Consider the following 14,283-nt stretch of genomic DNA (forward strand, 5'->3'; position numbering starts at 1 on the left):
TCAATCCCGACGGCTCCATGCCCCTGGCGGAGCACCTGTACGAATTGCGGCGGCGACTGCTCATCTCGATGATCGCCATCGCCCTGACCACCGTCGTCGGCTTCGTCTGGTACAGCCACGGCCTCTGGCGGATCGAATCCCTCGGTGAGCTGCTTCGCGGCCCCTACTGCGATATCGACGCGAGCAGTCGAGCATCGCTGACATCGGACGGCGAGTGTCGGCTCCTCGCGACGGGACCGTTCGACCAGTTCATGCTCCGTCTGCAGGTCGCGTTGACCGCGGGCATCGTCCTGGCGTGCCCGATCTGGCTGATGCAGATCTGGCGATTCATCACCCCGGGTCTGCACAAGAACGAGCGCCGGTACGCCAACACCTTCGTCGTCGCGGCCAGCGTGCTGTTCGTCGCCGGTGCGGTCCTGGCGTACGTGGTGGTCGCGAAGGCCTTCGAGTTCCTGCTCAACGTCGGCAGCGACGTCCAGGTGACGGCCCTCGCCGGCGATCAGTACTTCAGCTTCATGATCCATCTGCTGATCCTGTTCGGAATCAGCTTCGAGTTGCCGTTGCTCATCGTCGCCCTCAACCTGGTGGGTGTTCTGACCTATCGGCGGATGGCCCGGTGGCGCCGCGGATTGATCTTCGCGCTGTTCGTGTTCGCGGCGATCGTGACCCCCGGCCAGGATCCGTTCACGATGCTCGCGCTCGCGGCGGCGCTGACGGTGCTGCTCGAGTTCGCGATCCAGATCGCCCGGATCCACGACAAGCGGAAGGCGAAGCGGAGTCCCGACTGGATGTCCGTTCCCGACGATCAGGCGTCGTCGCTCGAGCGCGGTACACCAGACGGGGTCGGCGCCGATGCGTCGTCGGGAGTTCGAATCGGTGCGGGGGCCGAGCGTGATTCCATTCGCTCCCGTGCCGCCTTCGATGAGATCCTGTAGGAGATGACCGTCGACACCGATTACCCGTCCGATCCACCGCTGCCGGAGCCGGGACCTCACCTCGCGGCGTTCTCCGCTCGCCTGGACTTCCCGCTCGACCCCTTCCAGCGTCGCGGCTGCGCCGCCCTCGAGTCGGGTCTCGGGGTCCTGGTGTGCGCACCGACCGGTGCGGGCAAGACGGTCGTCGGCGAATTCGCGGTGCACCTGGCGCTCGCCGAGGGGACCAAGTGTTTCTACACCACGCCGATCAAGGCGTTGAGCAACCAGAAGTTCCACGATCTGGTCGCCGTGCACGGTGAGGAGCACGTCGGACTGCTCACCGGCGACAACTCCATCAACTCCGATGCGCCCGTGGTCGTGATGACCACCGAGGTGCTGCGCAACATGCTGTACGCCGAATCGTCGACGCTGGCCGATCTGTCGCACGTGGTGATGGACGAGGTCCACTTTCTGGCCGACAGGTTCCGGGGCGCCGTGTGGGAGGAGGTGATCCTGGGTCTCGATCCGTCCGTGCGGGTGGTCAGCCTGTCGGCGACGGTCAGCAATGCCGAGGAGTTCGGCGACTGGATCACCACGGTCCGCGGCGACACCTCCGTCATCGTCGACGAGCATCGACCGGTGCCGCTGCACCAGCACATGCTGGTGCAGAACCGCATGTTCGGCCTCTTCGACCACAGGCATCCGGGACAGGTCAACCCGGAGCTGACGCGGTACATCAAGCACCGGCTGCTGTCGGACGACGCCGTCGGCGGATACCGCGAACGGCTCGCCCGGGAGCGGCGGAGACGACCCGGCGTCAATCGTCCACGCCTCGTCGAGCGGTTGGACGAGCACGGACTGCTGCCGGCGATCAGCTTCATCTTCTCGCGGAAGGGCTGCGATGCGGCATTGGCGCAGTGCCTCCGATCGGATCTCAACCTCCTCGACCCCGGGGACGTTCCCGCGGTCGACGAGATCGTCGACCGGCACATTCGGACCCTGACCCCCGGCGATGCCGAGGTCTTGGGGATCGACGACTGGCGCGACGGACTGCGTCGCGGGTTCGCCGCACACCACGCGGGCATGCTGCCGACGCTGAGACAGGCGGTCGAAGAACTGTTCGTGACCGGATTGGTCAAGGTGGTCTTCGCCACCGAGACGCTCGCATTGGGCATCAACATGCCTGCGCGCAGCGTCGTGCTGGAACGGTTGATCAAGTACAACGGCGAGGCGCACGTCGATCTGACGCCGGGGGAGTACACGCAGTTGACCGGCCGCGCCGGTCGGCGCGGCATCGACGTCGAGGGGCACGCCGTCGTCGTCTGGACGCCGGAGGTGGCTCCGGACCGTGTCGCGGGACTCGCCGGTGCCCGAACCTTCCCGCTGCGCAGTTCGTTCTCGCCGGAGTACAACATGGCGATGAATCTGATCGACAGGCTCGGTGTCGACGGGTCCCGTGACCTGTTGCGTCGATCGTTCGCCCAGTTCCAGACCGACCGGTCCGTGGTGGGGCAGGCGCGTCGGCTCGATCGAGCCCGCGACAACCTCCGTCGCGTGGACGGCGAACTCGACCAGGCCGCCCATCGCAAGGACGTGTCGGTCGAGGAACTGCTCGACTACATGTCGCTGCGCGAAGACATCCGTCGCCACGAGCGGGAGGTCAAGTTCGCGCGCCGGATGGAGAGTTCGGCCGCGGTCTCGGCCGACCTCACCGCATTGAAGCCCGGTCACATCATCGCAGTGACCGGCGGACGGCATCGGGGACTGGCCCTCGTGCTGGAGGCCGCGCAGCGCGATCTCGATCCGAAGCCGCTGGTTCTCGTCGACGACGGGTGGGCCGGACGCGTCGGGGTCAACGACTTCGTGAATCCGCCCGAGGTCCTCGGGCACCTGCGGATCCCGAAGTCGGCGAACCGACGAAGCGGGCGGGGCCGCCGGGAACTGGTCGAACGGCTCCGGGCGAGCGGTGTGGAACGGCCGCGGGGCCGCAATCGAAAGAAGAAGCACGTCTCGGATGCGGACCGACGACTGTCCGAGCTCCGCGCGGCCCTCCGCCGCCATCGGGTTCATGCGATGGCCGGCATCGACGATCTGCATCGCATCGCCGAACGCCGCAGCCGGCTGCTGCGCGACATCGCCTCGTTGGAGCGGGCTGTCGACGAGCGGACGGCGGCGTTGGAGACCGAGTTCGACGCCATCTGCGGGGTACTGGTGGAGTTGTCGTATCTCGAACACGATGATGTGGGCGAGCTCGTGGTGACCCCGACGGGTTCGGTGCTGCGCCGCATCTACTCGGAGAGCGACCTGCTGGTCGCCGAGTGCATCCGCGCCGGCGTCTGGGACAGGCTCTCGGCTCCCGATCTGGCCGCCGTCGTGTCGGCGGTGGTCTACGAGTCCCGCCGGGATTCGTTCTCCGGCGGTATCGATTCGATGCCCGGCAACGTCTCGTTGCGCGACGCCCTGGTCGACACGACGGTGGTCTGGGAGTCGGTCAACGAGGTGCAACGGCGTCACGGAGTCGTTCAAACGCGTGAACCCGACACGGGATTCTGTGTCGCGGTCGGCGCGTGGGCGGCGGGGCGGTCGCTTCGTGAGGCCCTGACGGCCGCGTCCGAGCGCGGACAGCTGCTCTCACCCGGTGACTTCGTCCGGTGGAATCGGCAGGTCATCGACCTGTTGGAGCAGATCCGGCAGAGTGTCGACCCCGCGACTCCGCTCGCGGCGACGGCACGGAACGCCGTCAAGGCCGTCCGACGGGGCGTGGTCGCCTCCGAACTGGATTGACCGCCCTACGGTAACGTGTCTGCAGCCAGGGCCCCCATGGGCGATGTGATCAGGAGAGGCGTGTAATGAGCAACGGTGACGAATCGACCACCCCGGACGACCGGGCCGACGACACCACTGCGGTGACGCCGCGTTCGGACCAGGCGGCCCCGTCGGGGGACGTCGGTGACACCACCGCCCAGGTTCCCCAATCCCCGTCGCAGCAGGCCCCGTCACAGCAGCCGACTGAGATTCAGCAGGTGCCGCCGCAGGCGACCGCTCCCGCGGCAGGTCAGCCCCAGCCCGGGCAGCCCCAGCCCGGCCAGCAGCCGTTCGGCCAACCCCAGTACGGGCAACCCCAGTCCGGGCAGCCCCAGTCCGGGCAGCCCCAGCCCGGTCAGCCGCAATACGGGCAACCCCAGCCCGGGCAGCAGCCGTTCGGCCAACCCCAGTTCGGGCAACCCCAGCCCGGGCAGCCCCAGTACGGGCAGCAGCCGTTCGCCCAGCCCCAGCCCGGGCAGCCCCAGTTCGGGCAACCCCAGCCCGGGCAGCCCCAGTACGGGCAGCAGCCGTTCGCCCAGCCCCAGCCCGGGCAGCCCCAGTTCGCCCAGCCCCAGTACGGACAGCCCCAGTACGGGCAGCCGTACGCCGGCGCTGCCGATCCGACGATCACCCCGAACGGTCCCGCGAAGCCGCCGCGCAAGCGGGGCAAGGGCGTCATCATCGCCGGCATCTCGGTGCTGATTCTCATCATCGCCGCCGTGGTGCTGATCACGGCATTCCTCGCGCCGGGGTGGGCGAAGGCGACCCTGTCGGGAGACGCGGTCGAGGACGGTGTCAAGACCACTCTGACAACCGCTGCTCCCGAGGGATACGGATACAAGGACGTCAAGGACGTCGAGTGCCCCGGTGACCAGAAGATCGAGGAGGGCCACAGCTTCACCTGCTCGGTGACGGTCAACGGCGATGAGAAGCGTGTCACCGTCACGATCAAGGATTCCGACGGCACCTACGAGGTCGCCCGCCCGTCGAACTGACGGCTCGCCCGCGATCGCGGGCCGTCCGGGTCACCTCGTGGCGAACTCGGTCCAGCCCAGTGATCGGCCCAGACGGCCCACCGCGGCCCCGACGCCCAGTTCCTCGACGAGCGAGGCCAGGCCGGCGGAGTCCGCCGGTTCGGTCGGCAGCACGGCGGCCGTCGCTGATTCGGCGGCCGCACCGTATCCGACGGTGATCGTCGCGTCCCGCTTCACGGCCGCGACGATCCGTGCGGCGTCGATGTAGTCCACGGAGTTCACCAGTGACTTTCTGGCGCGGGCGGGGACGTCGGCGGCACTGTCGCCGGCGGCCGTCAGGAGGGCGTCGAGCGAACCGAAACGGGTCAGCAGCGTCGATGCCGTCTTGTCGCCGATGCCCGGGACCCCGGGGAGTCCGTCGGACGGGTCGCCGCGCAGAATCGCCATCTCCGTGTAGGCCGCGCCGGCGCGGGTGACGGGCAGACCGTACTTCGCGGCCACCTCGTCCGGCCCCATCAGCTCTGCCTTCGCCAGTCCCCGGCCGACGTAGTACACGCGGACCCGGACGGGATCGTCGGCGACCACCTGCAGCAGGTCGCGGTCCCCGCTGACGACGATCACGTCGTCGGTGTCCTCCCGATCCGTCAGGGTGCCGATCACGTCGTCGGCCTCGCACCCGTCGGCTCCCGCCGTGGCGATTCCCGCGCAGCGCAGAAGCTCGAGGATCATGTCGACCTGCGGCGGCAGCGAGTCCGGGACCTGCTCGCGCCCGGTGTCCTGCGCGACGCGCTGCGCCTTGTACGACCCGATGAGGTCGGTCCGGAACGCGGGTCGCCAATCCAGGTCCAGACAGACCACCAGCCGCGTCGGCTCGTGTGTCGTCACCAGAGCCGCGATCGTGTCGACGAATCCGCGGACCGCGTTGACGGGTCTCCCGTCGGGTGCCGTCAGCTTCTCGGGAATCGCATAGAACGAGCGGAACCACAGACTCGCTCCGTCGAGGAGCATCAGCGTGCCGGCCATGCGGACCAGCTTTCCACACGTCGCGTGAAATACCCTGGTGGCATGGCCACCAGATTCGATTCCGATGTGTACTCCGACCGACTCCGCCGCGCCGCCGAGCTCACCGAAGCGGAGGGTCTCGATGCGTTGATCGTCGGGACGGGGCCCGACTTCCGCTATCTCACCGGATCGGAGGCCGAGACCTTCGAACGGTTGACGGCGCTCGTCATCCGGCCGGACGCGCGGCCGCGCGTGGTGACGGCACGCCTGGAACTGGCTGCGCTGCGCGAGTCCGCGATCGGCGATCTCGATCTGCCGATCGCCGACTGGGTCGACGGCGACGACCCGTATGCGCTCGCCCTCGACGGGTTGGGGGGCGACGCCCGTCTCGGTGTCTCCGACGCCCTTCCCGCCCTTCATCTGGTACCGCTGGCCGACCGGTCGACGGTGGCGCCGCGGCTGGCGACGCCCGTGCTCCGCGAGCTCCGCATGATCAAGGACGCCGCCGAACTGGCGGCTCTGCGGCGTGCCGGCGCCGCGATCGACCGGGTACACGCTCGGATGGGTGAGTTCCTCGTCCCGGGGCGGACCGAGAAGCAGGTCGCCGCCGACATCGACGCCGCGATCCGGGCCGAAGGTCACTCTCATGCCGAGTTCATCATCGTGGGTTCCGGGCCGAACGGCGCCGACCCCCATCACGAGATGTCCGATCGGATCATCGGCGCCGACGACGTCGTCGTGATCGACATCGGAGGTCCGGTCGACCCCGGCTACAACTCCGACTGCACGCGCACATACTGCTTCGGTGCGGTCCGCGCCGACATCGCCGCCGAGTACGCGACGCTCCAGCACGCCCAGGAGGCGGCGGTCAGCGCCGTGCGTCCCGGCGTCACCGCGCACAGCATCGACGCTGCGGCCCGCGACGTGCTGGCGGCCGCCGGGCTCGGCGATCGATTCATCCATCGCACCGGACACGGAATCGGCTTGTCGGTGCACGAAGAGCCGTACATCGTGAGTGGAAACGACGACGTCCTGCGACCGGGCATGGCCTTCAGCGTGGAACCCGGCGTCTACTCCGCTGGGGACTGGGGGGCGCGGATCGAGGACATCGTGATCGTCACCGACGACGGCTGTGAATCGGTGAACACCCGGCCGCGCGACCTCACGGTCCTCCCGGTCAGCCGGTGAACATGGCGGCCGACCCCAGCACCCGGGTCACCGTCATCTCGATGACGACGCGACGCGGGTTCGGCTTCGGCTCGCGGTAGCGCGCCGCGTAACGGGCCTCTGCGTCCCGGACCGACTCCGGATCGCGCCGAACGCGGACGGGCCCCTCGAGGGTCAGCCACCGGGGGCCGTCGACGTGCGTGAGCGCCGCGTGTCCGCCTCGGTCGGCGTTGCGGACCTTCTGGCTGCCCTCCATCGTGATGACACGCGCCGTGTCAGTGGCGCGGTCGACGGTGAATCCGACCGCCACCACGTGCGGGCTGCCGTCGTGCCGGAGGGTGGCCAGAGAGCCGAGGTGGTAGGCGGAGAGCATCTCCACGGCGGCGGGGGACAGGTCGACAAGTGTGCGGGCCATGGCTGTTCACGGTACCCACCGGCGGTCGAGGTCCACGATGCGGTCGGATCGCGACGCGACCCCGTCGCATGCGTGTCGGATGCGTCACGGGATACTGGACGGCGTGGGAACACTGGTGCTCTTCGGCGGACGCAGCGAGATCGGCGTGGCCACGGCTGCACGTCTGGCGGCGGGCCGGCACGTCGTCCTGGCCGCACGCCGACCCGACGATCTGGCCGCGGAGTCGACCACGATGACCGCGGCCGGTGCGGCCTCGGTCCATCGTGTGGCGTTCGACGCCGACGACGTCGAGTCCCATCCGGAGTTGATCGCATCGATCGTTCGCGACCACGGTCCCATCGACATCGCGATCGTCGCATTCGGCATCCTCGGCGACGCCCGGCGGGCCGAGACCGATGCGACCCACGCACTGCAGATCGCCCACACCGACTACTACGCACAGATCAGCGTGATGACGCCGCTGGCTGTGGCCCTCCGCGCCCAACGGTCGGGAACCATCATCGCCTTCTCCTCGGTCGCAGGCGTCCGTGTGCGTCGCGCCAATTACGTGTACGGCTCCACCAAGGCGGGTCTCGACGGTTTCGCCTCGGGGCTGGCGGACGCGCTCCACGGGTCCGGAGCGTCGCTGCTGCTCGCCCGTCCGGGCTTCGTGATCGGCGAGATGACTCGCGAGCTCATGGACTCGGGCGTGTCACCGGCGCCCTTCGCGGTGACCGCAGACCAGGTCGCGGACGCCGTCGCCAAGGCCTATCGGAAGGGTCGTGGCGAGGTGTGGATTCCCGGCGTCCTGCGCCCGATGTTCTTCGGCATGCGGCTGTTGCCGCGTGCCCTGTGGCGAAGGCTGCCCCGATGACCCGCCGGTACGTCGTCGTCGGGATCGGCGCCGACGGCTGGGCGGGACTGTCCGATCGAGCCCGATCGGAGCTGCGTACGGCGCGGGTGATCCTCGGCTCCGCGCGGCAACTGGCCCTCGTGGACTCGTACGTCGGCGCCGAGACCCTCGCCTGGCGGTCACCGATGTCCGGGCACCTCGACGAGCTCCTGGGGGACGCCGCGACGGCGCTTCCCCACGGAACACCGGACGATGCGGACATCCATGTCCTCGCCAGCGGCGACCCGATGTTCCACGGCATCGGATCGCGGATCGCCGCCGCGGTCGGCCCGGATCGGGTGACAGTGATCTCGAGTCCGTCGAGCGTCTCCCTCGCAGCCGTCGCGATGGGGTGGGACCTGTCGACCGTGGTCGTCGTCAGTGCCGTGACCGCTCCCGCGGAGGCGGTCGCCGCCGCCCTCGACGATGGGCGCCGCCTGCTCGTGCTCTCCCGCGACGCGGGCACGCCCGAACGTGTCGCGACGGTGTGCACCGAGCGAGGTTTCGGCGACAGCACCCTGCACGTCCTGGGGAGTCTGGGCGGACCCGACCAGTGTGTCCGGTCCGGTCGCGCCCGGGACTGGTCGGGCCCCTCGCCCGCGTTGTCGGTGATCGCCGTCGACTGCGTGGGGCCGACGATCTCGGCGGCGCCGGGCCTGCCGGACACCGAGTACGAGAACGACGGTCAGCTCACCAAACGCGTCGTGCGATCCGTGACCGTGGCGGCTCTCCGGCCCGGCGGCTCCCGCCTGCTGTGGGACGTCGGCGCCGGATCGGGCAGCGTCGGCATCGAATGGCTCCGCGCCGCGCCCGACGCTCGCGTCATCGCCTTCGAAGCCCACTCCGGACGCTCGGAGATGCTGCGCCGCAACGCCTCCCGTCACGGTGTGTCCCATCGCGTCACCGTATTGGGAGCCGCACCCGGGGCATTCGTCGAGGCCCCCGCACCCGACACCGTCTTCCTCGGCGGCGGGGTCGGAACGGCACTTCTCGACGAGATCTGGGCACTGCTGCGGCCCGGCGGCCGGATCGTCGGCAACGCCGTGACCGTCGAGACCCAGGAGGTCTTCGCGGCGGCGCACCGCCGATGGGGTGGAGAACTCATCCGCGTCGCAGTGGAGAACGCCGAACCCATCGGCCGGCTCACCGCATGGCGTCCGGCCCTGCCGATCGTCCAATGGGTGGCCGACAAACCCGTCGCACAGGAGGATCCGTGACCGTCTACTTCATCGGTGCCGGCCCCGGCGCCGCCGACCTGATCACCCTTCGGGGCGCCCGGATCCTGGAACGCTGCACGGTCTGCCTGTACGCGGGATCGCTCGTGCCCGCGGAACTCCTCGATCTGCTGCCGCCCGAGGCGGAGGTCATCGACACGGCGCGGATGCCGCTGACCGAGATCCTGAGCGCCCTGGCACGGGCGCACGCCGCCGGACACACCGTCGCGCGTCTGCATTCCGGCGATCTGGCCGTGTATTCGGCACTCACCGAACAGCTCCGCGGACTCGACGAGCTCGGGATCCGGTATGAACTCGTTCCCGGGGTCCCCGCGTTCTCCGCCGCGGCCGCATCGCTCGGCCGGGAACTCACCGTCCCCGGTGTGGGACAGAGTCTGCTGATTACTCGGGTGTCGACGCTCTCCACGGACATGCCGCCCGGCGAGGATCTGGCTTCCCTCGCCGCCTCCGGAGTCACGCTCGCCCTGCACCTAGCCGCCCACCGCACCGAGCAGATCGTCGCCGATCTCGCCCCGCATTACGGTGGCGACTGTCCGACGGCCACGGTCGCCTTCGCCTCGCGCAGTGATGAGCGAATCGTCCGGTGCCGGCTCGACGAGCTGCCCGACCGGCTGGCCGCCGAGGGCATCACACGGACGGCCGTGATCTTCGTCGGACGAGTGGTGGAGGCGGACGGCCAGCCCGACGCCGTCGACAGCTACCTGTACTCGCACGCCCGGATCGCCAAACTCCGGGGCCGCGCGGATGTCTGACCGGGTCCGGAGTCGACGGGTCCTCATCCTCGGCGGCACCGGTGAGGCACGCGACTTGGCCCGACTGCTCGCCGCCGCCGACGTCCCCTTCGTGAGTTCGCTGGCCGGCCGGGTCCGCAATCCCAGACTGCCCGTCGGCGAGGTCCGCATCGGCGGCTTCGGCGGGGTGGACGCGATGGCCGAGTGGCTCACCGACAACGGCATCACCGACGTCGTCGACGCCACCCACCCGTTCGCCGCGCGAATCACCCCCCACGCCGTCTCCGCCAGTCGGACCGCGGGCGTACGGTACCTGCGACTGGCGCGGCCCGCGTGGGAGCAGGGAGCAGGCGACCGGTGGGTCCGCGTGCCCGACATCGATGCGGCCGCCGATGCGGTGGCCGTGCGCGGCGGCCGCGTGATGCTCACGACGGGACGGCAGGACGTCGCGGCCTTCGCGGCGATCCGCGACGCGTGGTTCCTGATCCGCGTGGTCGACGAACCCGACGGCGCGATGCCGCCGCAACGGATCGTCCTGCGGTCTCGCGGCCCCTACGGAATCGACGACGAACGGCGGCTGCTGCGCGACCATCGCATCGAACTGCTGGTCACCAAGAACAGCGGGGGAGCCATGACCGCGGCGAAGCTTCGCGCGGCCGCCGAACTGGGCATCGAGGTGATCGTCGTCGACCGTCCCGCCGAACCCGAGGACGTCGACACGGCCGGCACCGCTGCCGATGCCGCCGATGCGATCCTCGACGGGCCGCCCGTCGCCGACGGTCAGTACCGACGCGGCGTGTAGACCAGATCGCCGCCGGCGCGGCGCGCCACCGTCGTCGTCGACGACCCGATGATCAGCAGGGTCCGCATGTCGACGGTGTCCGGATCGAAGTCGGCGACCGTCGTGACGGTGAGCCGCTGCCCGGGACCCCCCACATCGCGCCCCTGGATCACGACGCGGTCGGGCTCCACGAGCTCGGCGAGCAACGTCGCCAGACGGGTGATCTGCTCGCGACGCCGCGGTGATGCCGGATTGTAGATCGCCACCACCAGATCGGCGGCGATCGCGTGCCGAAGCCGATCGGCGATGACCGATTCCGGCTTGAGCAGATCCGACAGCGAGATCACGGCGAAGTCGTGGCCCAGGGGAGCGCCCACGGCGGCGGCGACCGCATGCGCCGCGCTGACGCCCGGGGCCACGCGCACCGGGACCCGGCCCCACCGCGGTTCGGCGGCGACCTCGGCGACGGCGGAGGCCATGGCGAACACGCCCGGGTCCCCGGAGGAGATGACCGCCACTCGACCGCCGCGCGCCGCGAGGTCGAGGGCGAATTCGGCGCGTTCGGCCTCCACACGATTGTCGCTGGCGTGCACCCGCTGGCCGGGTCGGGCCGCGACTCGGTGCAGGTAGGTCTTGTAACCGACCAGATCGGTCGCCGCCGCCAACTCGGCCGCCACCTGGGGGGTCGTCTGATCGACGGGTCCCGGACCGAGTCCGACCACGACCACTTCGCCGTGCGGACGGTCGCCGCCCGCGGCGAGTGGATTGTTCCGCCGACCCGGCACCACGATGAGCGAGAAGTAGGGGACCGATTCGGGATCGACGTCGACCACCCGCGCGATCCGCTGGCGTTCCGTCGTCGCCCGCTCCACATACCAGGCCTCGTCGAGACGACCGGCCGCGGCGAGGGCGTCACGGACCTTGACGAACGTCCGACCGAGCTTCATGACCGCCAGAGCGTCACCCGAGCGCAGATGCGCCACGAGTTCCCCGGTCTCCGCGGTCCCCGGGAGCACCGTGAGGGTCTCCTCGCCCTCCACCAACGGGATTCCCAGCGCGGCAGATGATGCGTTCACCGAGGTCACACCGGGGATGATCTCCGCGTCGAAACGGTCCGACAGCCGCTTGTGCATGTGCATGTAGGAGCTGAAGAACAGCGGATCGCCCTCGGCGAGCAGTGCCACGCTGCGGCCGGCTGCCAGATGGTCCGCGAGGAGCGCGGCACTTCGGGTGTAGAAATCGGCCATCGCTCCGGCGTATCCGCCGGGGTGATCGGTGGTCTCGACGGTCAGCGGATACATCAGCCGCTCCTCGACCTGGCCGGTGCGCAGATAGGGTTCGGCGACCGATCGGGCGATCGAATTACCGTGCCGCGCACAGTGATATGCAATCACGTCGGCTTCGCCGATGACGCGAGCCGCCTTGACCGTCACCAACTCCGAATCCCCCGGGCCCAGCCCGACACCCCACAGCTTTCCGGGGTCGGGCGCATCGGGTGCGGAGGTCGCGGCGGTCATTCGACGACGCTCGCCAGCGCGTTCACCGCAGCGGCGGTGATGGCCGAACCGCCGCGGCGACCGGTCACGGTGATGAACTCCAGATCGGTGCGGGCGGCGAGCGCCTCGCACGACTCGGCCGCTCCGACGAATCCGACGGGCGCCCCGACGATCGCCGCGGGCGGCGGCGCCCCGGCGTCGATCATGTCCAGGAGTGCGAACAATGCGGTCGGGGCGTTCCCGATCGCGACGACCGCGCGGTCGAGGTCGTCACGCCAGTATTCGAGAGCGGCCGCGGTCCGGGTGTTTCCGATCCGCTCGGCGAGTTCGGCGATACCGGGTTCGCGCAGATGGCAGCGGATCTCATTGTCCGCCGGGAGGCGGGCCCGGGTGATTCCGGACGCCACCATGTTGGTGTCGCACAGGACGGGACCGCCCGCCGCGAGGGCGGCTCGTGCGGAAGCCACCACGCCCGGCGACGCGACCACGTCGCGGACCAGGTCCGTCTGTCCCGAGGCATGGATCATCCGCACCACGACCGGTTCGAGATCGGCCGCCACGGAACTCAGGTCGGACTCCGACCGGATGATTGCAAAGGACCGACGGTAGATCTCTGCACCGTCGCGCACGTACTCGCTCATGATGCGCCCAAGACTACGCAGGCCCGGCTAGCCCGCCGAGTGGTACCCGTCTTCCGTCGCGATCCTCAGCACGTGCGGACCCGCGGGCGAGCCGCAGGCCCGCTCGCAACCGACCCAGTGCTCTCGGCCGCGGGATGCGGTCGCGGTGCCGGCGTCGAGGTGCGCCGCGAGGTCGGCGCGCACGTCGGCTCGGGACCTGTCGCATCCGGGCAGACCGGTGCACGCGCTGTAGCGAGTCCACGGCGACCCGGCATCGAAGTCGAAACCGAGCGGCGCCAACACGCGCACGACCGTCTCGGCGACCGTCTCGGACAGATCGGCGAGCAGGATCTCGCGGTCGGGGGTCACGATCACCGGTGCACCGACCGCAGCGACGTAGCGCGCCTGCTCAGCGGTCAACCGTCCGAACGGGACCACCGCTCCGAGCAGGACGCGTCCGTCGGTCTGCTCCATCCAGCCGACACGCGGCGAGCCCGCGGACCCCGCGATCGCGCCGGCATCGACCGGGGGCGCCGAGCCGGGTCGACCGTGTGCCGCCGCGCCGCTGAACACGGCGTCGACGACGGCGGTGTCCGCCGAACCGATCCGCCAGTGCCCCTCGGCCCTCCGCAGGAAGTCCTCGGCGACGCCGAGCATCGCGCTCGGCGCATCCGCGAGCGAGACGAGCCGTGCTGTCCGGCGACCGGCCACCAGCAGCTCCGCCTCGTCGGCGCCGGCGGCGATGATCGCCACGTCGGTCGACCGCCCGACCACGTCGCCGCGACCGTCGTCGAGCCCGAACCAGAATCGTCCCGACAGGCCGCGCGCGGCATCGGAGCCGCGTAGGAGTCGGTCGAGTTCCTCGGCGACACCCCACAGATCGGCGCGTCCGCCGATACGTCCGCTCAACGGCGACACGGTGACGTTCCGAACCCGATCGTGTTCTGCCCCCGCCGCGAGACCCGCGACCTCCATGCGCCGGGCGAAGTCTTCGACGACCTCCGGCGCCAGCCCGCGGACCTGCACGTTCCCGCGAACTGTGAGTTCCACGCCGCCGTCACCGAGATCGTCGGCGGCCGTCGCCAGGGCGTCGAGTGCAACGGCCTCGATGCGTCCGCCGGTCAATCGGATCCGGGCCAGCCGTCCATCGGCCGCCTCGTGGGTCCGAAAGACTCCGGGGCAACGGTCCGCTCGTGTCGTCACGGTTCCACGGTAGTCGGGTCGAGCATCCCGCGGTCGTCTCGGGCACACCGACTACAGTGAGGCCCAGCC

General features: G+C 70.0%; 13 protein-coding genes. 8 read left to right on the forward strand and 5 right to left on the reverse strand.

All coding sequences use genetic code 11. The features are described 5' to 3' along the window. Nucleotides 1-17: 17 nt before the first annotated feature. From tatC to G528_RS0104545, 3 genes are all read left to right on the forward strand, one after another. On the forward strand, nucleotides 18-935 hold the full coding sequence (gene tatC, locus G528_RS0104535; RefSeq protein ID WP_211220594.1) for a twin-arginine translocase subunit TatC: 918 nt from the start codon (nucleotides 18-20) through the stop codon (nucleotides 933-935). A 3-nt stretch (nucleotides 936-938) separates the two neighbouring features. Then, nucleotides 939-3,698, forward strand: coding sequence for a DEAD/DEAH box helicase (locus G528_RS0104540; protein ID WP_051198273.1), 2,760 nt, complete (start codon nucleotides 939-941; stop codon nucleotides 3,696-3,698). A 65-nt stretch (nucleotides 3,699-3,763) separates the two neighbouring features. Next, nucleotides 3,764-4,714, forward strand: coding sequence for a DUF4333 domain-containing protein (locus G528_RS0104545; RefSeq protein WP_026917941.1), 951 nt, complete (start codon nucleotides 3,764-3,766; stop codon nucleotides 4,712-4,714). A 30-nt stretch (nucleotides 4,715-4,744) separates the two neighbouring features. Here the strand turns inward: G528_RS0104545 and G528_RS0104550 are convergent, their stop codons facing one another. Beyond that, on the reverse strand, nucleotides 4,745-5,716 hold the full coding sequence (locus G528_RS0104550) for a 5'-3' exonuclease (protein ID WP_026917942.1): 972 nt from the start codon (nucleotides 5,714-5,716) through the stop codon (nucleotides 4,745-4,747). A 42-nt stretch (nucleotides 5,717-5,758) separates the two neighbouring features. On the opposite strand from G528_RS0104550, the gene G528_RS0104555 reads away from it, so the two are divergent. Then, the gene (locus tag G528_RS0104555) at nucleotides 5,759-6,883 is read left to right on the forward strand and encodes a M24 family metallopeptidase (RefSeq protein ID WP_026917943.1); all 1,125 of its coding nucleotides are present in this window, start codon (nucleotides 5,759-5,761) and stop codon (nucleotides 6,881-6,883) included. Here G528_RS0104555 and G528_RS0104560 read toward each other — a convergent pair. Further along, nucleotides 6,873-7,277, reverse strand: coding sequence for a TIGR03618 family F420-dependent PPOX class oxidoreductase (locus tag G528_RS0104560; RefSeq protein ID WP_026917944.1), 405 nt, complete (start codon nucleotides 7,275-7,277; stop codon nucleotides 6,873-6,875). The genes G528_RS0104555 and G528_RS0104560 overlap by 11 nt on opposite strands. A 79-nt stretch (nucleotides 7,278-7,356) precedes the next feature. On the opposite strand from G528_RS0104560, the gene dprE2 reads away from it, so the two are divergent. The 4 genes from dprE2 to G528_RS16380 are packed head-to-tail and all read left to right on the forward strand — an operon-like array spanning nucleotide 7,357 to nucleotide 10,916. After that, nucleotides 7,357-8,130, forward strand: coding sequence for a decaprenylphospho-beta-D-erythro-pentofuranosid-2-ulose 2-reductase (gene dprE2, locus G528_RS0104565; protein WP_051198322.1), 774 nt, complete (start codon nucleotides 7,357-7,359; stop codon nucleotides 8,128-8,130). Continuing rightward, nucleotides 8,127-9,365, forward strand: a complete 1,239-nt coding sequence (locus G528_RS0104570) for a bifunctional cobalt-precorrin-7 (C(5))-methyltransferase/cobalt-precorrin-6B (C(15))-methyltransferase (RefSeq protein WP_035719001.1) — start codon at nucleotides 8,127-8,129, stop codon at nucleotides 9,363-9,365. Before dprE2 ends, G528_RS0104570 begins: the two co-directional genes overlap by 4 nt. Continuing rightward, nucleotides 9,362-10,135 carry a precorrin-4 C(11)-methyltransferase gene (cobM, locus tag G528_RS0104575; protein ID WP_026917947.1) on the forward strand — a complete coding sequence of 258 codons (774 nt, stop codon included), beginning with the start codon at nucleotides 9,362-9,364 and terminating at the stop codon, nucleotides 10,133-10,135. Before G528_RS0104570 ends, cobM begins: the two co-directional genes overlap by 4 nt. Further along, nucleotides 10,128-10,916, forward strand: a complete 789-nt coding sequence (locus G528_RS16380; RefSeq protein ID WP_051198275.1) for a cobalt-precorrin-6A reductase — start codon at nucleotides 10,128-10,130, stop codon at nucleotides 10,914-10,916. The genes cobM and G528_RS16380 overlap by 8 nt, the downstream gene beginning before the upstream one ends. Here the strand turns inward: G528_RS16380 and G528_RS0104585 are convergent. The 3 genes from G528_RS0104585 to G528_RS0104595 are packed head-to-tail and all read right to left on the reverse strand — an operon-like array spanning nucleotide 10,895 to nucleotide 14,214. Beyond that, complete coding sequence (locus tag G528_RS0104585; RefSeq protein WP_026917948.1) at nucleotides 10,895-12,412, reverse strand: precorrin-2 C(20)-methyltransferase; 1,518 nt, start codon at nucleotides 12,410-12,412, stop codon at nucleotides 10,895-10,897. The two genes, G528_RS16380 and G528_RS0104585, sit on opposite strands and share 22 nt — an antisense overlap. Beyond that, nucleotides 12,409-13,032, reverse strand: a complete 624-nt coding sequence (locus G528_RS0104590) for a precorrin-8X methylmutase (protein ID WP_026917949.1) — start codon at nucleotides 13,030-13,032, stop codon at nucleotides 12,409-12,411. Before G528_RS0104590 ends, G528_RS0104585 begins: the two co-directional genes overlap by 4 nt. 27 nt (nucleotides 13,033-13,059) lie before the next feature. Continuing rightward, on the reverse strand, nucleotides 13,060-14,214 hold the full coding sequence (locus tag G528_RS0104595) for a precorrin-3B synthase (RefSeq protein ID WP_026917950.1): 1,155 nt from the start codon (nucleotides 14,212-14,214) through the stop codon (nucleotides 13,060-13,062). Between the last annotated feature and the right edge of the window lie 69 nt (nucleotides 14,215-14,283).

The sequence above is a fragment of the Gordonia shandongensis DSM 45094 genome (assembly GCF_000423025.1).
Classification (GTDB): Bacteria; Actinomycetota; Actinomycetes; order Mycobacteriales; family Mycobacteriaceae; genus Gordonia; species Gordonia shandongensis.